The 24,328-nt window shown below is 70.4% G+C and carries 29 protein-coding genes; 16 read left to right on the top strand and 13 right to left on the bottom strand.

Features of this window, described 5'->3' with window-relative positions:
• Positions 1–180 precede the first annotated feature (180 nt).
• On the bottom strand, positions 181–417 hold the full coding sequence (mbp1, locus tag G4X40_RS11985) for a microaggregate-binding protein 1 (protein ID WP_277832744.1): 237 nt from the start codon (positions 415–417) through the stop codon (positions 181–183).
• A gap of 246 nt (positions 418–663) precedes the next feature.
• A complete protein-coding gene (locus G4X40_RS11990) occupies positions 664–1,389 on the bottom strand; it encodes a HemK2/MTQ2 family protein methyltransferase (RefSeq protein WP_277832745.1) in 726 nt (241 codons plus the stop codon).
• A 72-nt stretch (positions 1,390–1,461) separates the two neighbouring features.
• On the opposite strand from G4X40_RS11990, the gene G4X40_RS11995 reads away from it, so the two are divergent.
• Entirely contained in the window at positions 1,462–1,725 is a 264-nt protein-coding gene (locus G4X40_RS11995) for a CDGSH iron-sulfur domain-containing protein (protein WP_277832747.1), read from the top strand.
• Positions 1,726–1,833: 108 nt separating this feature from the next.
• Here the strand turns inward: G4X40_RS11995 and G4X40_RS12000 are convergent, their stop codons facing one another.
• Both G4X40_RS12000 and G4X40_RS12005 read right to left on the bottom strand, forming a co-directional pair.
• On the bottom strand, positions 1,834–2,838 hold the full coding sequence (locus G4X40_RS12000) for an iron-containing redox enzyme family protein (protein ID WP_277833078.1): 1,005 nt from the start codon (positions 2,836–2,838) through the stop codon (positions 1,834–1,836).
• A gap of 68 nt (positions 2,839–2,906) precedes the next feature.
• A complete protein-coding gene (locus G4X40_RS12005; RefSeq protein WP_277832749.1) occupies positions 2,907–3,233 on the bottom strand; it encodes a hypothetical protein in 327 nt (108 codons plus the stop codon).
• Positions 3,234–3,451: 218 nt separating this feature from the next.
• Between G4X40_RS12005 and G4X40_RS12010 the strand changes: the two genes are divergently transcribed.
• Together G4X40_RS12010 and G4X40_RS12015 are read left to right on the top strand one after the other, a co-directional pair.
• Positions 3,452–4,486 (top strand): YncE family protein, encoded by a 1,035-nt coding sequence (locus G4X40_RS12010; protein WP_277832751.1) that lies wholly within the window; start codon positions 3,452–3,454, stop codon positions 4,484–4,486.
• 33 nt (positions 4,487–4,519) lie between these two features.
• Positions 4,520–4,855 (top strand): hypothetical protein, encoded by a 336-nt coding sequence (locus G4X40_RS12015; RefSeq protein ID WP_277832753.1) that lies wholly within the window; start codon positions 4,520–4,522, stop codon positions 4,853–4,855.
• A gap of 57 nt (positions 4,856–4,912) precedes the next feature.
• Here G4X40_RS12015 and G4X40_RS12020 read toward each other — a convergent pair whose 3' ends face one another.
• Complete coding sequence (locus G4X40_RS12020) at positions 4,913–6,589, bottom strand: HNH endonuclease signature motif containing protein (protein WP_277833079.1); 1,677 nt, start codon at positions 6,587–6,589, stop codon at positions 4,913–4,915.
• Between G4X40_RS12020 and G4X40_RS12025 the strand changes: the two genes are divergently transcribed.
• From G4X40_RS12025 to G4X40_RS12035, 3 genes are all read left to right on the top strand, one after another.
• Positions 6,486–6,761, top strand: coding sequence for a hypothetical protein (locus G4X40_RS12025; protein ID WP_277833109.1), 276 nt, complete (start codon positions 6,486–6,488; stop codon positions 6,759–6,761). The two genes, G4X40_RS12020 and G4X40_RS12025, sit on opposite strands and share 104 nt — an antisense overlap.
• A 344-nt stretch (positions 6,762–7,105) precedes the next feature.
• Complete coding sequence (locus G4X40_RS12030; protein ID WP_277832754.1) at positions 7,106–11,575, top strand: amino acid adenylation domain-containing protein; 4,470 nt, start codon at positions 7,106–7,108, stop codon at positions 11,573–11,575.
• An 8-nt stretch (positions 11,576–11,583) separates the two neighbouring features.
• Positions 11,584–12,276: a DUF6875 domain-containing protein gene (locus G4X40_RS12035; RefSeq protein ID WP_277832756.1), complete on the top strand. Its 693-nt coding sequence runs from the start codon at positions 11,584–11,586 to the stop codon at positions 12,274–12,276.
• A gap of 53 nt (positions 12,277–12,329) precedes the next feature.
• On the opposite strand, the gene G4X40_RS12040 is transcribed toward G4X40_RS12035, so the two are convergent.
• The 3 genes from G4X40_RS12040 to G4X40_RS22965 form a co-directional block, all read right to left on the bottom strand.
• Positions 12,330–12,530 carry a CsbD family protein gene (locus G4X40_RS12040; protein WP_277832758.1) on the bottom strand — a complete coding sequence of 67 codons (201 nt, stop codon included), beginning with the start codon at positions 12,528–12,530 and terminating at the stop codon, positions 12,330–12,332.
• A gap of 87 nt (positions 12,531–12,617) precedes the next feature.
• Positions 12,618–12,788: a hypothetical protein gene (locus tag G4X40_RS12045; RefSeq protein ID WP_277832760.1), complete on the bottom strand. Its 171-nt coding sequence runs from the start codon at positions 12,786–12,788 to the stop codon at positions 12,618–12,620.
• Positions 12,789–12,952: 164 nt separating this feature from the next.
• The gene (locus G4X40_RS22965) at positions 12,953–13,174 is read right to left on the bottom strand and encodes a WhiB family transcriptional regulator (RefSeq protein ID WP_408642199.1); all 222 of its coding nucleotides are present in this window, start codon (positions 13,172–13,174) and stop codon (positions 12,953–12,955) included.
• Positions 13,175–13,409: 235 nt separating this feature from the next.
• Between G4X40_RS22965 and G4X40_RS12055 the strand changes: the two genes are divergently transcribed.
• The 8 genes from G4X40_RS12055 to G4X40_RS12090 all read left to right on the top strand — a co-directional run bounded on the left by G4X40_RS12055 (position 13,410) and on the right by G4X40_RS12090 (position 16,920).
• A complete protein-coding gene (locus G4X40_RS12055) occupies positions 13,410–13,811 on the top strand; it encodes an anti-sigma factor antagonist (RefSeq protein ID WP_277832761.1) in 402 nt (133 codons plus the stop codon).
• A 107-nt stretch (positions 13,812–13,918) separates the two neighbouring features.
• Positions 13,919–14,329, top strand: a complete 411-nt coding sequence (locus G4X40_RS12060; RefSeq protein WP_277832762.1) for an ATP-binding protein — start codon at positions 13,919–13,921, stop codon at positions 14,327–14,329.
• 15 nt (positions 14,330–14,344) lie between these two features.
• Positions 14,345–14,767: an ATP-binding protein gene (locus G4X40_RS12065; protein WP_277832764.1), complete on the top strand. Its 423-nt coding sequence runs from the start codon at positions 14,345–14,347 to the stop codon at positions 14,765–14,767.
• Between the two features lie 15 nt (positions 14,768–14,782).
• Positions 14,783–15,568: an RNA polymerase sigma factor SigF gene (locus tag G4X40_RS12070; RefSeq protein ID WP_277832766.1), complete on the top strand. Its 786-nt coding sequence runs from the start codon at positions 14,783–14,785 to the stop codon at positions 15,566–15,568.
• A gap of 48 nt (positions 15,569–15,616) precedes the next feature.
• Positions 15,617–15,952 carry a carboxylate-amine ligase gene (locus tag G4X40_RS12075; RefSeq protein ID WP_277832767.1) on the top strand — a complete coding sequence of 112 codons (336 nt, stop codon included), beginning with the start codon at positions 15,617–15,619 and terminating at the stop codon, positions 15,950–15,952.
• Entirely contained in the window at positions 15,949–16,371 is a 423-nt protein-coding gene (locus G4X40_RS12080; protein ID WP_277832769.1) for a glutamate--cysteine ligase family protein, read from the top strand. The genes G4X40_RS12075 and G4X40_RS12080 overlap by 4 nt, the downstream gene beginning before the upstream one ends.
• A gap of 136 nt (positions 16,372–16,507) precedes the next feature.
• Entirely contained in the window at positions 16,508–16,690 is a 183-nt protein-coding gene (locus G4X40_RS12085) for a hypothetical protein (protein ID WP_277832770.1), read from the top strand.
• A gap of 41 nt (positions 16,691–16,731) precedes the next feature.
• A complete protein-coding gene (locus G4X40_RS12090; protein WP_277832771.1) occupies positions 16,732–16,920 on the top strand; it encodes a hypothetical protein in 189 nt (62 codons plus the stop codon).
• Between the two features lie 23 nt (positions 16,921–16,943).
• On the opposite strand, the gene G4X40_RS12095 is transcribed toward G4X40_RS12090, so the two are convergent.
• From G4X40_RS12095 to G4X40_RS12110, 4 genes are read right to left on the bottom strand one after another with little or no spacing between them, the layout of a single operon-like run.
• A complete protein-coding gene (locus G4X40_RS12095) occupies positions 16,944–17,987 on the bottom strand; it encodes a S1C family serine protease (protein WP_277832772.1) in 1,044 nt (347 codons plus the stop codon).
• 11 nt (positions 17,988–17,998) lie between these two features.
• Positions 17,999–18,283, bottom strand: coding sequence for a hypothetical protein (locus G4X40_RS12100; protein ID WP_277832774.1), 285 nt, complete (start codon positions 18,281–18,283; stop codon positions 17,999–18,001).
• Positions 18,283–19,773, bottom strand: coding sequence for a molybdopterin-dependent oxidoreductase (locus G4X40_RS12105; protein ID WP_277832775.1), 1,491 nt, complete (start codon positions 19,771–19,773; stop codon positions 18,283–18,285). Before G4X40_RS12105 ends, G4X40_RS12100 begins: the two co-directional genes overlap by 1 nt.
• A gap of 12 nt (positions 19,774–19,785) precedes the next feature.
• The gene (locus G4X40_RS12110; protein WP_277832776.1) at positions 19,786–20,253 is read right to left on the bottom strand and encodes an oxidoreductase; all 468 of its coding nucleotides are present in this window, start codon (positions 20,251–20,253) and stop codon (positions 19,786–19,788) included.
• Positions 20,254–20,397: 144 nt separating this feature from the next.
• On the opposite strand from G4X40_RS12110, the gene G4X40_RS12115 reads away from it, so the two are divergent.
• Both G4X40_RS12115 and G4X40_RS12120 read left to right on the top strand, forming a co-directional pair.
• Positions 20,398–21,594, top strand: a complete 1,197-nt coding sequence (locus G4X40_RS12115; protein WP_277832778.1) for an alcohol dehydrogenase catalytic domain-containing protein — start codon at positions 20,398–20,400, stop codon at positions 21,592–21,594.
• A complete protein-coding gene (locus G4X40_RS12120) occupies positions 21,591–21,944 on the top strand; it encodes a hypothetical protein (protein ID WP_277832779.1) in 354 nt (117 codons plus the stop codon). Before G4X40_RS12115 ends, G4X40_RS12120 begins: the two co-directional genes overlap by 4 nt.
• Positions 21,945–22,151: 207 nt before the next feature.
• On the opposite strand, the gene G4X40_RS12125 is transcribed toward G4X40_RS12120, so the two are convergent.
• Positions 22,152–23,927, bottom strand: a complete 1,776-nt coding sequence (locus G4X40_RS12125) for a glycoside hydrolase family 15 protein (RefSeq protein WP_277832780.1) — start codon at positions 23,925–23,927, stop codon at positions 22,152–22,154.
• Between the last annotated feature and the right edge of the window lie 401 nt (positions 23,928–24,328).

Raw genomic sequence — 24,328 nt, forward strand, 5'->3', positions numbered from 1 at the left:
CGAGTCATCACACCCGACGGCGACGTGGCGCAGCCCGCACAGATCGAGAGCGCCGACGAAGCCCACGCCTGGTTCGTCGACGTCTGCCACGGCGGCACACAGGGAGGGGACGTGCGGAAAGAATTCCGCACGTCCCCTCGCGCCGGTCGCCCCCGAAACGAACGCCCGGCGTCCGCGGCGCTACTGGTGCGAGCGCTCGCGCTGTTCCTGGGCTTCCGCCTCGCCGCGCGCCTTCTCGGCCGCAGCCTCCTTGCCGGCGGCCTCGCGCTGCGCATCGGCCTTGTCCTGCTGCGCGCGTCCCTCGCGGGACAGCTCGTCGTTGCCGACCACGGCGCCCGCCGCTTCCTTCGCCTTGCCCTTGACGCCCTCGACGACGCCCTTGACGCCTTCCTCGGGTCCGCTGTTCTTCTCACCCACGGGTCACACCTTTCGTCGTTGGCGGTTGACTGCCGTGTCCGGGCTACCCGCTGTCGAAGGCGTCAAACCGCCCCCGCACCCGACGTGCCCCCGGGTTTCGTGCCGCCGCGCCCGGGGCAAGTTCGCAGATCGTGGACGTGAACCGATCCAACAGAGGAAGCAACGAACGATGGGCACGGAGACCGGACACATCACCGGAGCGAAGGACCAGGACTACGATCGGCGCTCGCTCGGCTCGCCCTGCGCTCAGACTGTCGCGGCAGATCGCCCCGGGCGGCGCGCGCCGACGACCACTATCTCCTCTTCTGTGCAACCGGTCGGGACCAGCCCCCGCGCCCACAGGGACGCGGACTGTCCGGTCATCACCGGACCGAACGGGATCCGCCGGGTGTCGACGACCCGGGCGTCCAGCGCGCCGGCGGACAGCAACGTCATCGTGCGGTCCACATCGGCCGAGGCCGACTGCACCAGCAGGCAGGTGCCGCCCGGACACAGCAGCCTCGGCATCGCCTCACACAGCGGGTCGAGCAGGCGGCGCCCCGACCGGCCGCCGTCCCAGCAGTGCCGCGGCGGGCAGCCTTTGCCGTCCGTGCCCGGAGCCGCGGGGACGTACGGCGGATTGCTCACCACTAAGTCGAAGGTTCCGCGGTGGTCGTCGAGGGAACGCAAATCCGCCCTGCGCACGCGGAAGTCGACTCCCGAGCGTCGCGCGTTGATCCGCGCATTGAACAAAGCCATTCGCGAACGGTCCACCGCCACAACATGTCCGGCACCGGCCCGGGCGGCTGCGATGGCCAGTGCACCGCTCCCGGTGCAGATGTCGAGCGCGCTGAATCCCGGATCCAGTCCGAGCGAGCCGATGGCGTCGGCGAGCAGCGCCGTGTCTTCCTGGGGCGGGTAGACGCCCGGGAAACACACGATCGGTCGAGTCCGGACGGCGTCGCGGACCCGGTGAACGGTCGGTGCGTGCATGCCTGTCCTTTACCCGCATGATCGAGGTCCAAACGAGGGGTGATCCCGGCGCGGTCCGGGTATGTCCCCCACATGGGACATGACGGCACGGGACACGAACGCAGGGGGCACGACCACAGGGGACGAGACGGCGAATCCGGCACCCGGCCGCGGCGCGTGCGGGTGGTGCCGGGCGGCCCGGTGCTGATCGAAGGGCCGATCGAAGTCGAGCACGACGGACAGTGGGTGCGCTGCGACCGGTTCGTCGTCGCCCTGTGCGGTTGCCGACGCAGCGGCACCCTACCGCTGTGCGACTCGAGCCATCGGCGCGCGACGGCCGGCCTGCAGCGCCGCTGAGGCCGCCGCGCGGTGAAGAGCGGGTGCTGTCAGGGGCGGTATCACGCGGCAGCACTCTGGCGCGGGCACCGTGTGCGCGTACCGCACCGTGTGTCGCGTACCGCATCGTCACAGCGGACGCAGCAGCGAACTGCGGTCCGCGTCCCAGCAGGCCAGGATGTCTTCGGCCATGGCGTCCTCGACGAATCCGGTGACGGCGACGCCGAACGCGACGTCCGCGTCGAGTTCCGGTTCCGCGGCCAGCAGCGGGGCGACGACGTCGTGGCGGAGCACCTGCTCGTGCACCGCGTCTGCCTCGACGTGCTCGGTGTAGAACTCGATGCACGCCTCGGGCGCGCCCAGCCGGTCCAGCGCGCGTTCGAGCTTGCGGGCACCGGGCCCGGTGGTCAGTTCCGTGACCGCGAAGTGGCCGACGGCAGCGCCCCGCAGTGACCGGTGCAGCCCGAACAGGGTCGCCACGTTCGCGACCAGCAGTGTCGAGGAGGGGACGGCGTCTAGGTAGGCGAAGTACGTCGGGTCCAATCCGGCGGCGTCGAGGAGTCGTTCGAACAGGTGCGCGTGGACCCGGACGCCGCGGCCCGCCCCGAATTCGTCGAACTCGACGGCCGCGAGCGCCGCCTTCACGTCGCCGCGCAGACGGGGAATGAGCCAGGCATACGGATCGGATTCTTTGAGCTGGTAGATCGACCGGTGCACGAAGTACTCGCATGCCTGCTCCCACGTACCGCCGCCGAGCAGGTGGTCCCCGATCCCCCGGCCGCCTGCCGGTGCGGTGTCGATCGCGTCGAGCGCGGTCATCGCGTCGTCCGCGGAACTGCGCACCCGGTCGCGCAGTTCCGCGAGCAGCGACCGCTCGAGCCGGCCGCGCAATCTCAGCAGTTCCGGCTCCCACTCCCACTGCGGGTCGACCCCGTGGAAGGACATGTAGTGCAGTTCGTAACAGAGCAGCAGCGCCAACTGATGGTCGGCGCCGAGCGGATCCGTCCCGACCGCACCGGCGGCCACCGCGCCCTCGGTACCCGGGGTGGCGGCGAGCGCCGCGATCACCGCCTCGGACAGCGGCCCACGCGAGGTGGGCAGCGCGGGTTCGGCGTTGGTGCACGCGGGGTCCAGGGGCCGCTGCTCCCGGGTCGCGTGCGCGCACCTCGGGTTGTGTCGGGCCGTGTTTTCGTTCGTCTCGCTCACCGCGCACCTCGCGGCCGGGGCATCCGGGCCGGACGGCGGTCGCCGTCGTGGTGGCGGCGCTCGTAGTCGCGCGCCTCCGCCTCGGTCACCTCCGGCTCGAGCGGGTCGCGGCGCGCACGCGCGACCTTCGGACTGCGCGGCCCGCGCAGGAACAGCGCCACCAGCAGGCCGCCCCCGGCCAGCAGGCACACGAGCGCGACCACGCCGGCGATCACGCTCCATCCGCCGAGCCCCTCGGCGAGCGCGACCAGCCACAGCGCCGCGGCCACCACCCCGACCAGCACCAGTGTGTATCCGATCAGGCCTGCCAGGTTGAACCGCATCGCATTCCCTCCTCGTCGATCGGGTGCCTCTCGCGGCGACCACCGTCGCCGCACGGGGACATACCCGACGCCCGCCCCACCCAACCCGGCCGTCTCGCGCACGGTGTGCGTCTCGCGCACGGTGTGTAAGCCAAGCGCCGGCGGGTACCCCTGTGGCGATACACGGCGCAAGGTCGGGGCCGTGCGCCGCAAGGCAACCCGGTGAGGGAGGTCGGGTCATGGGCGGAGCGGGCCGCGTCCGGCTGGTGTTGTCCGCCGCCGCGATCGCAAGCGCGGTGGTGGCGGGATGCGCCGCGCCCGGAAGTTCGTTCGAGGCCGATCCGGCGGTCGTGTCCACCGCCACGGGCACAGCGTTGAATTCACCGGCGTGGTCGTATCGCGAGCATGCGCTGGTCGCGCTCACCGACGACCATCGCCTGGTGACGGTGACCGACCCGGACGGATCGCGGCGACCTGTCACGCGCACATCGGCACCGCTCGGGGCCGGCCGCGACATCGAGATCAGCGAACTCGACGACCGGCATGTGTTCGTACCGCAGCCGGGCGCCGGCCGTGTCGCCGTCGTCGACCTCGACGGGCTCCGCCCGGTCGGCACACTCACCGCGGGTCCGGCGCCGGCCTATCTGGCCCAGGACGCCGGCTCCCGGTTGCTGCTCGCGCTCTCGGTCGACGGCACCCATGTGACGCCGGTCGACCTGCACCGACGCACGGCGCTGGCCACCGCCGACGTGCCGGGCGATGCCAAGTCGACCATCGACGGGGCCAACCGCGGCGACGTCGTCGAATACCACCTGTACGGACCCGGCGAGATCGGCTACTACAAGGGTGCGGGCTCACCCCCGCCGCTACGGGGCACATATGCGGTGACTGCAGAGGCGGCCGCCGGCGACGGCGCGAAGGTGACCCGCACCTATGTCGCCGGGCCCGGCAGTCGCGAACTCCTGGCGGTCGACGTGCAGCGCGGCGGCGACGGATTGCAGGTGGTCGGGCACGCAGTCCTGCCCGCCCCGATCCGATTCCTCGGCACCGACGACACCCGCATCTATGCCGCCACCGATCGGGGTCTCGTGGTGCTGCAGTCCGCGTCGTTCACCGGCTACCGGAACTCCACGATCCCGGTGATCCGCACGATTTCCCTCGCTGACCGTCTCGGCGATGCCGCGGTCTCGGGCATGGCGATCGGCCCGCACCGGGTCTATCTCACCGTCCGAGGCCAGGACCACGTCCTCGGTGTCGCAAAACCCAGACTTTGACGGATCACCACCCTCCCGGGATCGGAGAAGAGCATGAGCGTCTCTGACAGCACTGCGCGGACAGAGGGGTCGGGCAGCCGGCCGATCGGCGTCGACGACGACTTCGCCGTCCTGGACCAGCAGATCCATGCACTCCTCACGCTGGGTGAGAACGATGACGTCGCCGACGAGGACGTGTACGACTTCAGCATCCGGTGGGGTACGGCGCTGGCCGGACGGCTTCCCCGGCTCGCGCACTACAGCGCGCTGCACGAACTCGACGCCGCCGACGAACGCCATTTCCAGTCCCTCCGCGCGCAGCTGGATTCGATGCGGCCACTGATGCGTCGGTTTTCGCTCGCCACACCCGCACTGGGGCACGACGACTGAGCCGCGGCGCCCCTGTCGGGCTTGCGACGCGCCGATCCGAGCTCCAGCCCTGCGGAGTCAGTAGGGGCATTGCTCATCCTCGCCGTCCTCGTGGTGCTCGTCGTTGTCCTCTCCTGCGGCTTTACCGCTGTGTCCGAACATGATTCGTAGGTGGTCTTCACGCCGTGCGGTGGCGTCGTCGATGCGTTGTCGGTTGAGGCGGCGTTCGGTGTGGATGCGGGCGGCGCGGTTCTGGGCGCGGGTCCGGTGGCGGCGGCGCAGGTGCCCATCCTCCGGGCCGGTGTCGCCAACCCCGTCGGCGTCTTCGACCGGGCCGCGTTCGTTGCCACCGGTGTTCATACCGCCGGGGTCGATGTCGAGCAGGTTGAAGGCCCCGCCGCCGGGTTGGCGGTACGTGTGCCCGGTCGGCGCGGTGTAGTCGACGTCGCCGTCGGGCCGGCGATGTTGACGCCAGTGGCCGGTGTGTTTCATCCGGTGATGGCGCCGGCAATACGGGGTGAGGTTGGCTTCGGTGGTCGGCCCACCTGCTGCCGGATTGTTGTGGTCGAACGGGATCCGGTGGTCGAGGTCGCAGTCCCATGCCGGGACGTCGCAGTGGGGCCACGCACACGTGCCGAACACGATTCGCATCCACGTGTCGAGCGTCGCTTCAGGACGGTAACGCAGTGCCGAATCCGGTGGCGGTGCAGCAGTATCGGGTGCAGAGTCGGGTACAGCATCAGCTGCGGCTCCGTAGTCGGCGTCGCTCGCAGCCTCGCTGTCGCCGTCGAGCTCGGGCTCGGACTCGAGCTCGGGCTCGGGGGAGGCGCCGGCGGCCTGCCGGCCGGGCTGTGTTGCTGCGCTTTGTGTGCGCTTCTGGTCGGCGGCGCTGCGGCCAGGCGGATCGGTCGCGGGTTCGCTGCTCTCCCCGGCCCTCCCAGCCGGATCGGCGGTAGCAGGAACCTTCACCGGCTTCACGACCGCGCCCTTCGCGAGGTCACGGGCATGATCCGCATCGATGACCCCGTAGCCGTCGAGATAGCCGGGCTCCTCGTCCTCACCACACAGGGTCGACTCACGCACCAGCACATGCACCAGTGCCTTGCGCGCCACCGGGGCCGCATCGGCAGCCGGTTGGGTGCAATCCACCCGACCGCACACGCACGGAAGTTGACTGTTCCCGGAAATCAGGACCATCAGCGCGTCGGCCTTACGCTGCTCGAACGTCCGCGGATCACGCGGACACACCGTGTTCGCAACCTCCCGCAAACGGCCCTCCAAGATACGCCCGTCGTCGGCGGTCAGCTTCCCGATCAGCGTGACCATCGCATCCTCACACGGCGAGGTCCCCACAAACCGCTCCCGCTTCGCCCGCACACGCCGTGCCCGCACCCCCGCCGGATCGACCTGCACGACCGCCCTGCGCACCGCGTTCGCCAACCGCCGACCCGTCAACCCGACCCCACCACCGGCAGCCGCTGCCCGCACCCGCGCGAGCACCTCCGATTCCACCGCGGCCAGATGCTCGTCGTCGACATTGCGGGTCTCACTGTCGATCAACCGCGCCCGATACACATCCAACTCACCCGCAGCCAACGCCTCACGCACCCGCGGTAACCGCTCCCGCAACGACAGGCCGAACGCGATCTGGATGCCGGCGAACGCCCGACCCATCGTCAACGCCGCCGACACCTCCGACTCCGCCAACTCCTCCCCACACGACGACCAACACCCCGAAGGCAACCCCACCGTCACCTCCGCGTTCCGGCGCACCCCCAACTCCGCCATCAACGCCAACGTGCGCTCCGCGACCACCGCCTCGAGCCGATGCAGACCCACCATCACATCAACCAGCCGCGCATCGGTGAGCACAGCCGGTGACCCCACCGCGCCGACCACCGAATCCCGCAACTCGTCGAACATGTGATCGACCGTACGCCCGAGGTCCGACACAACCGCCACAGAAGCCCAGCGGCCGACACCGCCACTGCACACACGAATGTCTGTTCTGCCCAGGTCTGGGTAACTCCTGGTCGTGCACCAACTGTTCGACCTCGCGACACGACCGCGCGGCCGCCGCGGCCGCCACCGCTTCTGCAAGGCCACGCGGCGTCCATGGTTCTGTGCGAGGGCCGCCGCCGTGGCGGGGCGTACGGCGCCGCCCGGTTGTCGAGCCGGATCACCGGCAGCCGCCCACCCGAGGCGGACTCCACCCGATTCTCGGCCCGACACGCCGCGAGCAGGCGACCGAGAGACAAGAATGAAGTAGCGATGACCACGCCGGACGACACCGTCACGCGCAGCCGAACCACCGCGGCGCGGTGGTTCGCGTTGTCCGCCGGGCAGACCGCGCTCTGGCACGCCCAACAGCTTCTCCCCCAGACCCCGATCTGCATCGCCCAGGTCCTCGAACTGGACGGACCGCTCGACATCCCTGCTCTGCAGCGGTCCGCGGAGACCGCCGCACACGAGTTGGGGTCGCCGTTCCTGCGGTTCGGCCGCCTCGACGGACAGGTGGTGCAACGTGTCGACCACGCGGACGCGCGGTGGCTGCACCTGGTCGACCTCCGCGGCGCGGCCGACCCGACGGCGGCGGCGCGGTCCCTCGTCGACAGCGACCTGACCACGCCGATCGATCTGTTCTCGGGCGCTCCCGGCCGGTCCACCCTGATGCAGGTCGGCAGCGAGCAGTACTGGTGGTATGCGCGGGCGCATCACGTCGCCATCGACGGGGTCGGCGCATGGAACGTGCTGCGCCGCGCCGCCGAGTTGTACGACGCCGCCTGGAGCGACCGCCCGCCGCGACCCGCCGGGGCCCTCACGCTCCCGGAGATCCTCGCCTGGCAGAACGCCTACCGGGCCGCGCCCCGCGCCGTGCGGGACCGCCGCTACTGGGCCGAACGCCTCGCCGGGTTGCGCGTCGTGCCGTCGCTGACCGGACGGACCGCCGCGCCCGCGCCGTCCCCGCTGACGGCGGCGGGCGCCCTGCCGACCCGACTCGACCGTGCACTGTCGGACGCCGCCGCCCACCGGAGCGGTGTTCCGGTGCTCGCCCTCACCGCGGTCCTGCTCCATCTGGCGCGGATGAGCGGCGAGCCGGATGTGGTGGTGTCGCTGCCGGTCAGCGGCCGGACCACCGCCGCGTTGCGACGTTCGGCCGGCATGGTCGCCAACACGGTGCCGGTGCGGGTGCGGGTCGACCCGGATCTGCGGGTCGACGAGCTGGTGGCGCGGGTGCAGTCCGCGGTGACCGGTGCACTGCGCCATCAGTTGTACCGGCTCGAGGACATCCGCCGCGATCACGCCGGTTCGCTGGCCGGTCGCGGCGCCATCGGCCCGCTGGTCGACATCATGATTGTCGACGACCCGCTGACCTTCGGAGCCGCGCGAACCGGGACGCGGGTGCTGTCCGCCGGCCTCGTCGAGGATCTCGTGGCCAACGTCTACCGGCAGGGGGCCTCGGCGCCCGCACACCTGGACCTGCTCGCCAACCCTCGGCTCCACTCCCCCACGGATCTGCTCGCGCATCGCGAACACCTGCTGGCCCTGCTCGACGATCTCGCTCACGCCGGCCCCGGAACACGCGCGCACCAACTGGCACCCCACCGTCCGCCGACGGCGAGCGCCGAGACACGCACGGCCCCTGACACATCAGCACATCTGCTCACCAGTGCGGCTGCGACGCATCGGGACTCGATCGCCATCAGCGACGACAACCGAACGCTGACCTACGGCGAACTGTGGTCGACGTCGGCCCGGTTGGCGCGGGAACTGATCGGCGCGGGCGCCGGGCCGGAGGAAGTGGTGGTCGTCGCGGTCGACCGGTCCGAGCCTGCCGGGGTGACCGCCCTGTGGGCGATAGCGCAGACGGGCGCGGCGTGGATGCCGATCGACCCTGCCGCGCCGGTCGCGCGCATCGCGTGGCTGCTGTCCGACGCCCGCCCGCGCATCGGCATCACCACCGCGCGGCACCGCGGTGCGCTTCCCGACGGTCCGCGCTGGCTGGTGCTCGACGACCCCGACACCGTCGCCGCGATCGCGGTGCGGCCCGGTCATCCGGTCGCCGACGCCGACCGCGCCCGCCCGCTGCGCCCGGCCAACCTCGCGTATCTGATCTACACCTCGGGCACCACCGGCACGCCGAAACCCGTTGCCGTCACGCATGCCGGGCTGGCCGCGCTGGCCGCACACGTGGTCGACCGGTTCCGGGTGACCGACCGCTCACGGGTGCTCGCCGGCCACGCGCCCGGGTTCGACGCGGCGCTGCTCGAACCGCTGGCCGCGGCGGCCGCGGGCGCGGAATTGGTCCTGCCGCCCGACGGGGTGGTCGGCGGACCGGCGCTGTCGCGACTGCTGGCCACCGAGCGCATCACCCACTACCTGTCCACCCCCGCGGTCCTCGGGACCCTCGCGCCCGAGCGCCTGCCCGACCTGCGGACGGTGGTCACCGGCGGAGAGGCCTGCCCTCCCGCCGTGGTGGCCGCCTGGGCCCCCGGGCGGCGGCTGATCAACAGCTATGGCCCCACCGAGGCGACCGTCGTCGCCACCGACACCGAACCGCTGGACACCACCGGACCCGCCGGTATCGGCACACCGCTACCCGGCACCGGCGCTCTCGTCCTCGACCGCCGCCTGCACCTGCTGCCCGACGATGCCCTCGGCGAGCTCTACCTGGCCGGTCCGTCTCTTGCCCGCGGCTACGCCCACGACAGTCCCGGCACCGCAAGCACTTTCGTCGCGAACCCCTACGCGTGCGGGGCGCGCATGTACCGTACCGGCGATCTCGTCCGCCGCCGGCGCGACGGCACCCTCACGTACCACGGCCGCGTCGACGGTCAGCTGACACTGCGCGGCGTACGCATCGAGCCCGCCGAGATCGAGGCCGCCCTCACCGATCACCCCGATATCACCGGCGCCGCAGTCACACTCGCCGCGGGACCGGCCGGCGACCGGCTGACCGCCTACCTCGTCGCGCGTACCCCGCCGACGGACGGACACGTCACGGACCTCGCCGCCGCCGCGCTCTCCCACGCCCGGACGCTGCTGCCCGCCCCGCTCGTGCCCACCACCGCGATGCTGATCGAACGCCTCCCGACCACCGCGACCGGCAAGCTCGACCGCCACCGGTTGCCCGACCCGCCCCGGCCGTCGCCCACGCACACTCCCGCGCGCACCGACACCGAACGGATCGTCGGGGACCTGGCGGCACGACTGCTCGGGATCGAACGGATCGGCCGCTCGGACAACTTGTTCGAGCTCGGCGCGCACTCGCTGACCGCCGCCACCCTCGCCACCGAGCTGGCCGCCGCCACCGGGGTGACCGTCGGGGTTCGCGACATCTTCGAGTATCCGGTCGTCGCCGACCTCGCCGGCCACCTCGATCACACCCCCGCGTCACCGCACGACGCGCCCGTCCTGCGCGCACGGCCACGACCGTCGAGCGTCCCGCTGGCGCCGCCGCAGCGTGCCCTGTGGCTGGTCAGCCGGCTCGACCGGGACAGTCCGGTACTCAACATGCCGTTCGCGATGCGGCTGCGCGGGTGCCTCGACGTCGGCGCGCTGACGTCCGCACTGCGTGACGTGATCACCCGCCACGAACTGCTGCGCACCGCCTTCCCCGTCGATGCCGCCACCGGGGAACCCGTGCAGCGACTGCTGGATGTGGGCGAGGTCGCGCTCGACCTGACCCCGGTCCCGACCTCACCGGACGAAGTGCCCGCCGCGATCGCCGCACTGACCTGCACCGGATTCGACATCGCCACCGGGCCGTGCCTGCGGGCCACCCTGCTGCGCCCGCGCCCCGGCGTGCACGTGCTGGTGCTGACCGTGCACCACCTTGTCGCCGACGGCTGGTCGATGCGTCCCCTGGCCGCCGACCTGACCGTCGCCTATGCCGCCCGAACAGCCGGTAGCACACCCGCTTTCGCACCACTTCCGGTCACCTACGCCGACTACACGCTCTGGCAGTGGGAATGCCGCACGGCACGCGGCGATCTCGGCACTGCGGACGCCCACCACAGCCTTGACCGATCGGCCGATCCGGCGCCGCTGGCCACCGATCGGCCCGCCGGCGCGCGCCGCACCGCCCGCGGCGAGCATGTGCGCGTCCGCCTCGACGGCGCCGCCTGCCGCCGACTGCAGCGCCTGGCCCGCGACCGTGACGCCACCGCGTTCATGGCCTACCACGCGCTGGTCACGATGTGGATCCACGGACTCACCGGCGTCGAGGACATCGTGCTCGGCACGCCCTGCGCCGGCCGCGCCGATCCACGCCTGGCCGGACTGGTCGGCATGTTCGCCGGGACCCTGGAACTACGCACCCCGATCACCGCCACCGACACCTTCGCCGACGTCCTCGGCGCCGTCCGGCGCCGCGATCTCGCCGCGTTCGCGCAGCCCGACACCACCCAGGAGTCGATGCTCGAGAATGCCGGCGAGGACGCGCCCCGACCGGCCCAGCTCACGCTGATCGTCCAGCCTGCGACCCGTTTCGCCCCGACACTGGCGGGGCTGACCGTGGAGGAGATCCCGATCGATCTGCGCGTCGCCAAGTCCGATCTGGCGCTGACCGTCACCGAGCATCACGACGCGGGCGGCGACCTGAGCCGCGTCGATGCCCGCATCGACTATGCCACCGAACTTTTCGACGACAACACCGCCGACCGGTATCTGGCCGCGCTCGCGCGCCTGGTCACATCGGTGGCCGACGCGCCGGACCGTGCGATCGGCACGCTGCCATGACGGTCTCGATGACCGGGCCGCGTACCGGGATCAACTGGATGAACCTGCCGTTCGCCGATCCTCCGGCGGACTCCCGCGCGCGCGAGTTCGTCGCCTGGTCGCGCTCCTACCTCACCCACCCGCATCCGGGCCTGGGCCGGCCGGGTCCGGTGTGCCCGTTCGCAGCCCCCGCCATCGCGCACCGGCATCTGTGGGCGGCATTCGTCGACTCCCGGAACTCCCCGTACACCGACAACGACGACGACGCGATGACTCCCCTTGTCGACGACATGTACGAACTGTTCGTCACGCTGACCGGGCGCCGGCCCGGCAAGGTCCCGCACGCGCTGGTGACGGTGTTCGAGGGGCTGAACGACAACGCGGTCATCGACGCGGCCCAGGCCCGCCACAAGACGCGCTTCGTCGAGCACGGGTTCATGCTCGGCCAGTTCTATGACGGCTGTCCGCAGGAGGGCCTGTGGAACCGAGACTTCCGGCCGCTGAGCACTCCACTGTCGATGCTGGTGGCGCGCAACATGATGACGACCGATCTGCCGTTCCTGCTCGAGCACCGGGAATGGGTCCGCGCCTACCTGGACACCTTCGCCCCGAAGTTGCCGTCCGCGCTGCGCGCCACCCTCGCCGACGACATCCACGCCAGCGGCGAGACCGGCATCACCCACAGCCATCGCCATCTGATCGGCGACGATCCGGCGCAGTGAGACGAGTCGGCCGCACCGGCGAAGGCGCCGGTGCGGCCGATACTCCTGGAGGGTCAGTTGTCGCCGGTGAGCTTCTCGGCGACCTCGTTGGCCTTGTCCTTGACCTTCTCCACGCCCTTCTTGAGCGCGGACGAGGCCTGATCCGCCTTGCCCTCGTTCTTCAAGTCCTCATCGCCCGTTGCCGAGCCCGCGGCTTCCTTCGCGCGACCCTTGACTTCCTCGGCCTTGTTCTCGAACTTGTCACCCACGCTCATTTCCGACCTCCTTGTGTTCCACCAACAGAAAGTTCTCGATCCGGCCTGATTCGCGCCGGCGAATTCCCCCTCCCGATCGTCGGCCGATCAGGGGGTTCCGAGCGCCTCGCAGGCGTCACGAATATGCGCGCGCTCGGCTTTGGCGACCGCATCCATCACCATCTCCGGCCCGCTCTGCGGTACGGAGAAGTCGCCGCCGTCCGGCAGGAGCGCGGCCTCGAAGGCCGCCGCCTCGGCGGTGGGTCTGAATTCACTCATCTGTTCGCCCTTTCACGTTCCGCGGAGAGCCGGCTGCTGCCCCACCGCGCGGCGCTTCGTCGCCTGCGGATCAGTTCGACCGACACATACCCACCCACCGCCGTGGTCATACACGCATCTGGATGCCCGATCCTCCGGCGCAGGTCAGAGGGCGTCGTCGACCTTCACGCGGTCGCTGCCCAGTCGTGAGCCCGCTGCCGTTCGCCCTCGGTGAGCCCGCCCCGGACCCCGTACGGCTCGTGAACCGTCAGGGCGTGACGACGGCATTCACGCAGGACGGGGCACGAACCGCACACGGCCTTCGCCCGAGCCTCTCGCCGGTACCGCGCACGCCGTGTCTCGCCGACCGGGGAGAAGAAGTGGAAGTATCTACCGACCCCCGACAGGCGACGTCAAACGGCTTCGGCCTGTTTACAACTCGCAGAATCGGGTAGCCAGCCACGCGACCGAATTGCGGCCCGCCGGCGCCCCCGAGTGTCCTCCGGCGGAGGTCCGCGAATCGGCAGGTATGACTCGCGCCCGGTGCGGGTACACCACCTTCTCGAAAGCAACTGTCACGAATTCAGGAGCAGTGGTGTCGACGCTGTCAGCAGGCTCACTCAAGATCGGTAGGGCGCAACCATGACCACCCAGGACGATGCGGCTCGTATATTGCGTCGTATGGACGCTCCCGACGCAGGACACGACTCCAACCTCACCCTCACGGTCGAGGCGGCCGACGGCTGCGTGATCCTGCACGCGGCAGGCGAGATCGACGTGGTCACCGCGCCCCGCCTCCAGGACGAGTTGGAGCAATTGATCGCCCGGCATCCCGGGTCGGTGATGATCGTCGATCTGACGGAGGTCGGTTTCCTCGCCTCGGCCGGATTGGCCGTGCTGATGCGCAGCAGCGAACTCGACGAGCGGAGCCGGTTCATGGTGGTGGCCTCGGGGCCGGCGACCGTGCGCCCACTCGAACTCACCGGACTGTCGGACGCCCTCGATGTGCACGCGACCGTCGAGGCCGCCATGGCCACGGTATGAACTGCACCGAGGAGAGGCCGGCACAATGCCCACCGGAACGCGCGGATCCGGAACACGAGAGTGCCTTCGATTCGCGCATCGTCCCGGGTGCGGTGACGTTCACGGCGGTGCCGGCCGAAGCATGCCGGCTGGCGCCCATGCGCAGCGCTTTGTCCCGGTTCGCCTCCGACGCAGGGCTTCCCGCCGACGACGCGTGCGACTTCCTGCTGGCCACCTACGAGGCGATGGTCAACGTGGTCGAGCACGCCTACCCGGCAGGCGAGGTCGGCACCTTCGACCTCTGGGCCGCCCACGACGCATGGCGGGGAACGATCGTCGTCACCGTGACGGACCGGGGGCGCTGGCGACTCGACGAAGCCGATCCGTCCCTGCACCGCGGCCGCGGCATCACCCTCATGCGCTCGTGCAGCGACGCGATGGAGATCAACCCCGGTGTCGACGGCACCGGAACACAGGTAACCCTGGAGTGGACGCGCGACTGCGCCCGCCCCGCACCCGACGACGAACAGTGTGGTTGAAAAGTGGTACAGGCCATGGCTGATGCCCAGCCTCCTCACAGCGCGGTCGACGACGGCCGCTCCGTCGTGTTGTTGATTCCCGCGCAACACGAGCAACTCCCGATTATCCGGTTGCTCACCGAGGCGGTCGCGATGCGCAACGACTGCACGCTCGACCAGGCTGCGGACCTCAAGCTCGCAGTCGACCAGATCTGCACCCTGCTGATCGCGGCGGCGGCGCCGGGCGCCGGACTCGTCTGCCACTACACCGCCGACGAGCACACCTTCGAAGCGGCCATCACCGCGACCACGGCGGCCGACTGGCGGCCGGAGGACGGCAGCCTCGAGTGGCGCATCCTGCGCGCGCTGGCCGGAACCCTGTCGGTGAGCCAGCACCCCACGGATTCACAGCTGGCCAATGAGACGACCGTCGTCGTCCGCACACGAAAGCCCCTGTGATCCTTGGCAGTCAGCATGAATGAAGCCGCTCACCACGCCGGCCACCAGGGCGCCGACCGCGACCTCGCAGAACTCTTCGACGAGCTGGCGAACTGTCCGCCCGAGGACGAGCGCGCCGCGGCACTGCGCGACCGGATCATCGCGCTGGCCCTGCCGCTGGCGCGCAACATCGCCCGCCGCTTCGCCAATCGCGGCGTGGAGTTCGACGACCTGTATCAGGTCGCCAGCCTCGGTCTGATCAACGCCGTCGACCGCTTCGACCCCGGCCGCGGCCGGGAGTTCGCCGCGTTCGCGGTCCCGACGATCATGGGCGAGGTCCGACGCCACTTCCGCGACCGGACGTGGGCGGTGCGGGTACCGCGCCGGCTCAAGGACCTCAGCGTCAACCTCAACAAGACCACCGAGACGCTCACCCAGCGGCTGGGCCGATCACCGACCGCGACCGAGCTGGCCACCGAGCTGGGGGCTGATGTCGACGAGATCATCGAAGCGCTCGCGGCGTCGACCGCCTATCAGACACGGTCGTTGGACACCCCGCTGGCGCCCCACGAGGGCGCCGGCGTCTCCCTCGGCGACACGATCGCGTCCGACGACGCCGAGCTGGACAAGTCCGAACTGCGCCTGGCCCTGCGCCCACTGCTCGAGCAGCTGCCGCCCCGGGAGCGACGCATGCTCACACTGCGGTTCTTCCACGACAAGAGCCAGTCGGAGATCGCCCGCGAGATCGGGATCTCCCAGGTGCAGGTCTCCCGCGTGCTCTCGAAGACGCTCACCCGGCTCAGGGCGGATCTGGCGAAGTAGCCCCTGGACCGGCCCGGGCCGCAGACGTGTGCATATGCGACGGCCCGGATGGGCAACCACCTGCGGCCGTGGCTTCCGACGCTGCTCGCGATGACCGCCAGCTCGCCGCTGTTCCACGGCCGCGACACCGGGTTCGCCGGCTGGCGGTCCATGATCGGGTGCCCGTGGGCGTGCTCGTGCGCACCGCCGTTCTTCGACTCGGCTGCGCACTACGATGCGACCGTGGCGGCGATGGCCGACGCCGGCGTGGTGCTCGACGAGGCGGTGGTGTTCTGGGACGTACGGCCGTCCTCGGATCTGCCGACCGTCGAGGTGCGGGTCAGCGATGTGCCCGCCACAGTCGAGGAGACGGTCCTACTGGCCACGCTGGTGCGGCCCTCGTGATGCGGGTCCTACGCGACATCGCCACCCGCGCCCGGGCGGCCGCACCGTCGCCGGAGACGCTCCGGTCGGCCTACCAGCAGGCGGCACGCGACGGACTCACGGCCGCATTGCTCGATCCGGTCACCTCCACCTCGGCAAGCGCGTCCCTGAAGGTGTCGATTCTGATCGCCCATGTGCGTGCGGAGCTGGAAGCGACCGGTGAGCTCGGTGCGGTGTGCCGTGCCGTCGAACGGCTCCTCGCGGGGCGCGGCGGTGCGGCGCGACAACGGCGACAATTCAGGCGACGCCACGACGTCGCCGATGTCGTCTCTCACCCGCCACCTGGCGCCGGCGCACCGGCCCGTCAGTGCCGGCTTGGAAGCCTGACGACCTGGACGAAGAAGTCGTCGCCAATCCATCACGGACTGCACGCAGCATGAGTCGTATGGTCTCGCGTGAACCGGGTACACCGTCACCAGATTCGGTGTGATCCGAGCGGCACCGATCACATGGCGCACCCAACCGCTCGGCGTAGAGCATCGGAACCACCAGGAACGAAAACCACCAGGAACGAACATGACAGACCACGCAGGGGCCGCCGCGGCGCAACCCGACGACGCCCCGCCCGATGCCCAGGCCATCGCGCAGGCGCGAAGGGTGGTAGCCGCGAATTCTCTCGACGCGCAAGACTGCCTGGAGTTGCTCGCGATGCTCGGCATCACGCACCTGCCGGCCGACGACGCGCTACGCGTCCGCTGAGCCCTTGATGATCTCCACCCCGACTGCGACAAGACGGCACCATGACTCTCCATCGCGACGACACGACATCTGCAGCAACGTGGACCTTCCACTGCGACGTGTGCGAACACGGCTTCACCAGCGCCGGCGCCGGACAGGCCCAAGCGGTCGCCGATGCGACCACCAACGGGTGGATCGTGTCGAACATGACCCTGTGTCCCGGGTGCGCGGCCGCGCGCGACCACGCCTGACGGCCCCGCCGGGACCCGCGACTTCAGCCGACCGGACCCGCAACCAGTTGCACCTGCGCGGACCGCGCAGCCCCGGAGACCGGCATCCAGCCGAGTGAGATCCGATCACCGGGGTGATGCCCGTCGAGCGACCGCACGACGGTGGCCGCCGAGTCCACCCGGCGCCCGTCGATCGCGGTGAGCACGTCGCCCACCCGCACCCCGGCGCGGGCCGCCGGTGAGCCGGCGACCACCTCACGCACCGCCACGCCCTGCGCTGAAGGCGCCCCACCGGTGGCCATCCCGACGCCGAGGAAGGCGGTCTCGCCGAGGTGCACGGTCGGCGCGCCGGCGCCGGACTCGATCTGCCCGGCGATGCCCATGACCTCGTTGATCGGGATGGCGAACGCCTGGCGTCCGGGCGGCAGCAGGCTCAGCGATTCCGATGCGGCCGTGTCCATGCCGACCGCCCGGCCGAACCGGTCGACGAGCGGGCCACCGGAGTCGCCGGGCTGGATGTCGGCGTCGATCTCGATGAGCCCGGTCAGGTTCTCGACGCTGCCGGAGCCCTCGTCCTGCGCGCTGACCGCCTGGTCCAGCGCGGTCACCACACCGGGCGCGACGCTCGGCGTTCCGCCCGCTCCCTCGGCGTTGCCGACCCCCACGATCGGTTCGCCCACCGTGACCAAGGACGAGTCACCGACCGGCACCGTGGCAAGGGCCGCGGCGTCCTCCAGTCGCAGCGCCGCGACGTCGTGTACACGGTCCCACCCGAGTACCCGCGCGCGGTAGGAACGGCCGTTGCCGACGTCTGTGACGCTGATCGCGGTGGCGCCCTCGACGACGTGGTTGTTCGTGACCACGTCGCCGTTCGCGGAGCGCACCATCCCGGTTCCTGCGGCACGTTCACCCTGATAACCCAACACGGTGTCGATGTCGACCACGCCGGCACAGGTCGCGGGCATCGGTGTGCACGGGCCCACCTCCGACGGCGCGGCGCCCGCCGCGGGAGGGACCAGAGCGGACGCTCCGACGGTCAGCAGTGCGACGGCGATCGTCTCGACCGCGGGGAAAGCTGTGTGGGCCATGATCATTCTCCTCAGGTGCGGTGGTAGCCGTCGTCCAGGAACTGCTCGCCTCGGAGCCGGATCCCGGTGTGCGGGCGCGGACAGTCGAGGTCTGTGCACGTGAGCGCGACCAGATACGCGTCGGTGTCCTCGTCCAGAAATAGAAACCCCAGGTACAGGGCACGGCCGACGACGAAGTCGGTGCCGCCGCAATGGTGACAGCGCGCGCCCTCCGCGGCGATACGCCGCAACACGCGACGCCGCGCCACCTCGTCGACTTCGATCGACTCCGGGCGCACCCGGATCTCGGTGCCCATCAGATCTCGACGTCCTTGTCGTAGTAGACGTTGTCCTCCCGCCAGCCACCCATGCCCATGCCGATCCCCGCGTAGTCCTCGACGAACTCGATCCGGTCGATCCACTTGGCCATCTTGAAGCCGACCTGGGTCTCCACCCGTAGCCGCAGCGGCGCACCGTGTTTGATCGGCAGCGGCGCGCCGTTCATGTCGTAGGCGAGCAGCGCCTGCGCATTGTGTGCCAGTTCCAGGTCGATCACCTCGTAGAACTGGCCGCTGCCGTCGGCGCTGGGATCGTCGCGGCCGGTGTCCTGCATCGTCAGCAGGCACAGGTACTTCGCCTGCGGGAGCGGCCGCACATGATCGACGAGATCACCGAGCGGCACGCCGGTCCACTCCCCGATGCTGCTCCACCCCTGCACGCAGTTGTGCAGCACGCGTTGGGTGCGCGGCGGCGCCAGCGCCCGCAACTCGGCGAGGTCGAGCGCGACCGGCCGCTCGACCAGCCCGCCGACCGACAGCCGCCAGTCGGCGAAGTCGTGCACCGCCATCACCTTGTATTCGAGTGCGGTGGGCGGCTTGCCGTTGACCCGGTGCTCCTCGGACACCGCCTGCCGCGTGTAATGCTGCCGAGAACTCAACGGGCGCAGCACAAGTCGTCGCCCCGCCGTGACGATGGCGCCGAGCCGGCGCTGCACGCTGCGCGGCCGGCGCAGACTCCACTGGGTCGCGGCGATGTGGACGACGACGATCGCCAGCACGATCACCCCCGACAACGCCGTCGCCCAGTAGATGTTGCGCACCGAGCCGAAGACCATTGCCGCGTTCAGCTGACCCCATCCCCAGAAGAACACCATCATCAGGTGGACCACGACGAACCCGACGAACGCGGCCAGGCCGAGGAAGTGCAGACTGCGCGCGGACTGCCGTCCACCCCACAGCCGCACGTACCAGGGGAAGCGTGCCTCGACGGCCGGCGACTGGGCGGCGCCTGTGAGGATCTGCAGCGGGGCGAGCAGGAAGATCACCGCGGCATAGGAAAGCTTCTGCACGGCGTCCATCGGCTGGCCGGGCAGCAGCGGTGGCAGGTTGAACGACATGTAGGTGACGATGTCGTGCCATGCCTCCGGGAAGATCGACCACGAGTACGGGATGTAGCGATGCCACTGGCCGGTGGCGAACAGCAGCACGTAATAGGACGCGCCGACCAGCACCCAGCCGATCACCGACACGAAGTGCCAGTGCCGCCCCATGCCCAGCTTGCGGTGGCCGGGCAGCGCGATCAGTGAGGGGTAGCTCTCCTCCTCGTCGAGGGTGTCGTAGAGCTTGTCGGTCGGCATCTGCTTGCGGGTGAACCGGGCCCACTCGGTGCCGGGCCGGCAGTCGTCGCGCCAATACAGTTTCGGGTAACCGGACAGCACCTCGATGCCGCTGCGGATCAGCAGGGTCAGGAACAGGACGTTGAGCCAGTGGTCGATTCGCAACCAGGCCGGGTAGTCGAGCGTCGTCATCCGCGCACTCCCTCACTCGTGCCAGCAGCGGCGTTGGGGATGGGCGACGTTGATGCCCAGGATGATCGAGCCGTGCAGACCCAGGTAGGCCAGCGCGAACGCCCCGGCAAACGTCCCTGGCGCGTAGTCCCACCAGCCCTTGAGCTCGGGCATCCCGGGCAGACCCGCACCGCGGCTGCCGAGGTACACGCCGAAGAAGATCACGCACATCGCGCTGCCCGCCCACCATCCCCGGGGCTGGTCGTCGGCGCTGCCCCCGGTGAGCAGGCTGCACGCGGCCAACAGCAGCCCCACCACCAGCAGGCACAGGTAGGCCACCAGATACGCCGGCAGCGATCTCCCCTCGGTCACCGCATAGATCTGCGGTGCGGCAACGCCCAGCAGCAACACCATGCCCGACCCGGTGACCGCTCTCGGCAGGTTGAACGCCAGGTACCGGTAGGCGGTCAGCATCCGGTACAGCCGGGTGCCCCGCCACATGCGTGAGACCAACGAGACCACGGGCCACGCGTACCCCGGGCGCCGCCGCGGGAAACGGGCCGGTTTGCCGCTTCCCACGCTCGGGTAGCCCAGGTCCGGTGCATTCGGATCTCACCACCGGTGAGCGCATGTGAGGAGGCGACCGTGCGGGCTGTCACGTGGCAGGGCAAGCGGAAGGTTCGGGTGGACACCGTGCCCGACCCGGTCATCAAGGAGCCGGCCGACGCGATCATCGAGGTGAGCACCACCAACATCTGCGGGTCCGACCTGCACCTGTACGAGGTGCTCGGCGCCTTCATGGATCCCGGCGACATCCTCGGGCACGAGCCGATGGGCACCGTCGTCGAGGTGGGTACCGAAACCGGGAGCCTGGCCGTGGGCGATCGGGTGGTCATCCCGTTCCAGATCGCCTGCGGCCACTGTGTGATGTGCCGATGCGGCCTGCCCACGCAGTGCGAGACGACTCAGGTCCGCGAGCAGGGCACGGGCGCGGCACTGTTCGGTTACTCGAAGCTCTACGGTCACGTGCCCGGGGCGCAGGCACAGTACCTGCGCGTCCCCCAGGCCCAGTACACCCACATGGTGGTGCCGGAGGGCCCGCCGGACTCTCGTTTCGTGTATCTGTCCGACGTCTTGCCCACCGCGTGGCAGTCGGTCCGGTATGCGGATGTGCCCCCTGGTGGGTCGGTGGCGGTGCTCGGGCTGGGCCCCATCGGCGACATGGCCTGCCGTATCGCGCACCACGAGGGCGTGCGCGTGATCGGCGTGGACCTGGTGTCCGAACGTCTGCAGCGCGTGCGCGACCGCGGCATCACGACCGTGGACCTACGCGAGGTGGACGACGTCGCCGTGGCGATCCGGGACATGACCGGTGGCCGGGGAACGGATGCCGTCATCGATGCCGTCGGGATGGAGTCACACGGGTCGCCGACGGCCAAGGCCATCCAGTCGCTGACCGCGATACTGCCGGACCAGTTGGCGGCGCCGATGATCGCGAATGCGGGCCTCGACCGGCTGGGCGCACTGCTGACCGCGATCGACACCGTCCGGCGCGGAGGCACGATCTCGATCATCGGCGTGTACGGCGGCAAGGTCGACCCGCTACCGCTGTTCACCTTGTTCGACAAGCAGATTCAGCTGCGGATGGGGCAGGCCAACGTCAAACGATGGGTCGACGACATCCTGCCGCTGCTCACCGACGACGACCCCCTCGGTGTCGACGGGTTCGCGACCCACGAGCTGCCGTTGGAGCAGGCGCCGCAGGCCTACGCGATGTTCCAGGCCAAGCGGGACGGCGCCGTCAAGGTTCTGCTCAAGCCGTGGGGTGACGGCACGAGATGATGTACCGGCGCGACACCGAGAAGAGCTGGCACGACCCGCGGGCGTACCGACGGGCGGCCGGTTACGTCGCGGTGATCGTCCTCGCGTGCGCGGCCGCCGTCGCCGTGATCGTCGCCACCGCGCAACGTCCGTGTGCGGACGGCGCGTGGGTGTGCGAGACCCGGGACCGCTACCTGCTGATCTTCCTGCCCGCCGGGCTGCTGCTGCTGGGCGGTTTCGGCGCGCTCGGCTGGACGTACCGCGCCTGGCGTGCCGGCGGAACGTGGCCGATCTGGCAGGGCGCAGGATGGTTCCTGCTCACCGTCGCGCTCGCCTATGGGGCCATCGCCGGCGGGCTGTCCGGACGCTGACCCGCCGACCCGGGTTAGCAGCCGCCGAGCCGGGGGTGCCCGACAGCTACACAAGACCCACCGGTCGACTTCCGACTCGGCCAATCCGACGTCGAAGTGCATGTCCACGCGGTCCGGCCCCCAGGGCCTCGGCCGGTAAGGAGGCTGCGCGTCCCAGGGCTGCGCAATGCGGTTGCGCTGCACCATGTCCCGTCCTCTGCTCCGGCCTCACCGCGGCGGCGGGGCCGCTTCTGCCAGGCGGTGGGCCGCCTCGAACATCAGCGCGTGCACGAAGGCCTGCGGCAGGTTTCCGCGCAACTGACGCTGGTCTACGTCGAACTCTTCGGTGAACAATCCCGGTGGGCCGCACGCGGTCCGGTTGCGCTCGAACCAGCGCACCGCCGCCAGCTCGTTGCCCTGCTGATGGTCCGCGAGCGCCATGAAGAACCCGCACAGCAGGAAGGCGCCTTCGGCCTCGCCGAGATCACGCTCGTCCGGCTTGTACCGGAACACATAGCCTTGCTCAGCGAGTTCACGGCGCACGGCCTCGACGGTGGCCCGGCTGCGCGGATCGTCACCCGGCACCGCGCCGCGGATCCCCGGTAGCAGCAGCGCCGCGTCGAGACGCGGGTCGTCGGGCGCACGTTGCCAGCGGCCCGACGGGTGCACGCAGTCGGCGGTGGCGCTGCGGACGATCTTGTCAGCCAGCTCGTTCCACGACGCCGCCCGCTTTCCCGGTGCCACCTCGGCGATGCGTCGCAGGCCGGCCGCGCACATCAGTCGGGAATGCGCCCATCGACGGTTGTCGAGTTCCCACACGCCGGCGTCGGGTTCGGCCCAGCGGTCCGTGATCGCGCGGACCAGGATGCCGGCGGCCTCCCAGTGAGTGCGGTCCAGCCGGTCCAGGCGCGCGGCCGCGGCTAACAGCAGCAGCGCTTCGCCGTAAGCGTCGAGTTGGAACTGGCTGCGGACCCAGTTGCCCCGGCGCACCTCCGCGCCGGGATAGCCGGGCAGATCGAGGTTCTCTTCGTCGGGTACGTCGTCGCCAGAGACCGTGTACGCGGGCCGCAGCTGAGGCCCGTCCGCCAGCACCCGCTCGGCGACGAACGCCACGGCGTCGTCGAGGAGGGCGGACGGGCCGGCCGACGCCAGCGCCTGGCCCGTGTAGCACTGGTCGCGGATCCAGCAGTACCGGTAGTCGTAGTTGCGGCCCTGCTCGGCACGCTCCGGCAGCGACGTCGTCGCCGCCGCGACCATGCCGCCCCCGCGGCTGGTCAGCCCCCGGAGCACCGCGTAGGCGTGCTCGCAGTCGGCGTCCGCCAGTGTCCCGTCCGCGGACGCCACCGCCTGCTCCCACGCCCGCCGGGTGGACTCCCAGGCACGGTCCGCGTCCACCGGATCGGCGTCCAGTTCGCGGTCGGAGATCTCCAGTACCAGGTCGTGGTCGTTTCCCGGTTCCACGTCGATGAACGCGGTCAGCCGGCCTTGCTCGTCCGGCCGCGCGCCCGGCGCGCCGGACCACCGCAGCCGGCACGGTCCCGACCGGCCCGACCACACTCCCCCGGTGCAGACAAGGTCGGTCATCTCGCGCACGCCGCAACCCGTGCGCACGTTCAGGTCGACCCGCATCCGGGTGGTCTGGTCGAGAGCACGGATTCGGCGCAGCACCACCGCGGTGTGGATGTCGCCCGGAAAGGCCAGCGCCTCGCGGCATTCGACGACACCGTCAGTGGTCACCCACCGCGAACGCCAGATCAGCGAGCGCGCCTCGTACCGGCCGCCCCACACGAACCGCGCCCACGCCGGCGCGACCGCATACACGCCCGACCCGCCGAGCAGTGTGTTGAACACCGCGGGACTGTGCCAGTGCGGCAGGCACATCCACACGCAGTCGCCGCGCGGCCCGATGACGATGCCCCGTTCGCCGTCGGCAAGCAACGCGTACTCGCGCAGCACGTGCGGCGGGAACTGCGTCGCCGTCTGCTCGTCGGACTCGACCGGCATGACACCCCCGATCGTCGTCGCATCCGGCCCACCGTGTCAGATACCCCGAATCCGTGGTGGATATGCGCGGTGTCCATGTGAGGTTCCCTGCTCGGACGATCGGTCGCCGACGAACGACGCCGCACCGAGGCGGCAGCTGTCCACACCGAGGCGCCACCCCACCGGGCCGAGCGAACCGAACTACTCCCCCTGCGTAAGCAGGTCGCCGACCGGGAGCCCGAAGGAATCTGTGCCGGGATGTCCGTCCGCTGCGCGTAGGCTGGGGGTATCGGCGGCAGTTCGTACGCTTCATTCGAGAATGCGTCGTCACCGATTGAAGTATCTGGCCGATTCGCGGCCGAGACAGGGGCGTCGACCGTGACGCTGAATCATGCTGTGCTGCCGTCTGTTGACCATCCTGA

Origin of the sequence: Speluncibacter jeojiensis, assembly GCF_029589495.1 — a bacterium.
In the GTDB taxonomy this organism is placed as follows: domain Bacteria; phylum Actinomycetota; class Actinomycetes; order Mycobacteriales; family Mycobacteriaceae; genus Speluncibacter; species Speluncibacter jeojiensis.

Bases quoted from the DNA above. Each gene is read 5' to 3' on its own strand.
- G4X40_RS11990 (WP_277832745.1), bottom strand. From the start codon at position 1,389: ATGCACGCACCGACCGTTCACCGGGTCCGCGACGCCGTCCGGACTCGA.
- G4X40_RS11995 (WP_277832747.1), top strand. From the start codon at position 1,462: ATGGGACATGACGGCACGGGACACGAACGCAGGGGGCACGACCACAGG.
- G4X40_RS12005 (WP_277832749.1), bottom strand. From the start codon at position 3,233: ATGCGGTTCAACCTGGCAGGCCTGATCGGATACACACTGGTGCTGGTC.
- G4X40_RS12010 (WP_277832751.1), top strand. From the start codon at position 3,452: ATGGGCGGAGCGGGCCGCGTCCGGCTGGTGTTGTCCGCCGCCGCGATC.
- G4X40_RS12015 (WP_277832753.1), top strand. From the start codon at position 4,520: ATGAGCGTCTCTGACAGCACTGCGCGGACAGAGGGGTCGGGCAGCCGG.
- G4X40_RS12025 (WP_277833109.1), top strand. From the start codon at position 6,486: ATGCCGGCGAACGCCCGACCCATCGTCAACGCCGCCGACACCTCCGAC.
- G4X40_RS12030 (WP_277832754.1), top strand. From the start codon at position 7,106: ATGACCACGCCGGACGACACCGTCACGCGCAGCCGAACCACCGCGGCG.
- G4X40_RS12035 (WP_277832756.1), top strand. From the start codon at position 11,584: ATGACCGGGCCGCGTACCGGGATCAACTGGATGAACCTGCCGTTCGCC.
- G4X40_RS12040 (WP_277832758.1), bottom strand. From the start codon at position 12,530: ATGAGCGTGGGTGACAAGTTCGAGAACAAGGCCGAGGAAGTCAAGGGT.
- G4X40_RS12045 (WP_277832760.1), bottom strand. From the start codon at position 12,788: ATGAGTGAATTCAGACCCACCGCCGAGGCGGCGGCCTTCGAGGCCGCG.
- G4X40_RS12055 (WP_277832761.1), top strand. From the start codon at position 13,410: ATGACCACCCAGGACGATGCGGCTCGTATATTGCGTCGTATGGACGCT.
- G4X40_RS12065 (WP_277832764.1), top strand. From the start codon at position 14,345: ATGGCTGATGCCCAGCCTCCTCACAGCGCGGTCGACGACGGCCGCTCC.
- G4X40_RS12070 (WP_277832766.1), top strand. From the start codon at position 14,783: ATGAATGAAGCCGCTCACCACGCCGGCCACCAGGGCGCCGACCGCGAC.
- G4X40_RS12075 (WP_277832767.1), top strand. From the start codon at position 15,617: ATGGGCAACCACCTGCGGCCGTGGCTTCCGACGCTGCTCGCGATGACC.
- G4X40_RS12085 (WP_277832770.1), top strand. From the start codon at position 16,508: ATGACAGACCACGCAGGGGCCGCCGCGGCGCAACCCGACGACGCCCCG.
- G4X40_RS12090 (WP_277832771.1), top strand. From the start codon at position 16,732: ATGACTCTCCATCGCGACGACACGACATCTGCAGCAACGTGGACCTTC.
- G4X40_RS12095 (WP_277832772.1), bottom strand. From the start codon at position 17,987: ATGGCCCACACAGCTTTCCCCGCGGTCGAGACGATCGCCGTCGCACTG.
- G4X40_RS12100 (WP_277832774.1), bottom strand. From the start codon at position 18,283: ATGGGCACCGAGATCCGGGTGCGCCCGGAGTCGATCGAAGTCGACGAG.
- G4X40_RS12105 (WP_277832775.1), bottom strand. From the start codon at position 19,773: ATGACGACGCTCGACTACCCGGCCTGGTTGCGAATCGACCACTGGCTC.
- G4X40_RS12110 (WP_277832776.1), bottom strand. From the start codon at position 20,253: ATGTGGCGGGGCACCCGGCTGTACCGGATGCTGACCGCCTACCGGTAC.
- G4X40_RS12120 (WP_277832779.1), top strand. From the start codon at position 21,591: ATGATGTACCGGCGCGACACCGAGAAGAGCTGGCACGACCCGCGGGCG.
- G4X40_RS12125 (WP_277832780.1), bottom strand. From the start codon at position 23,927: ATGCCGGTCGAGTCCGACGAGCAGACGGCGACGCAGTTCCCGCCGCAC.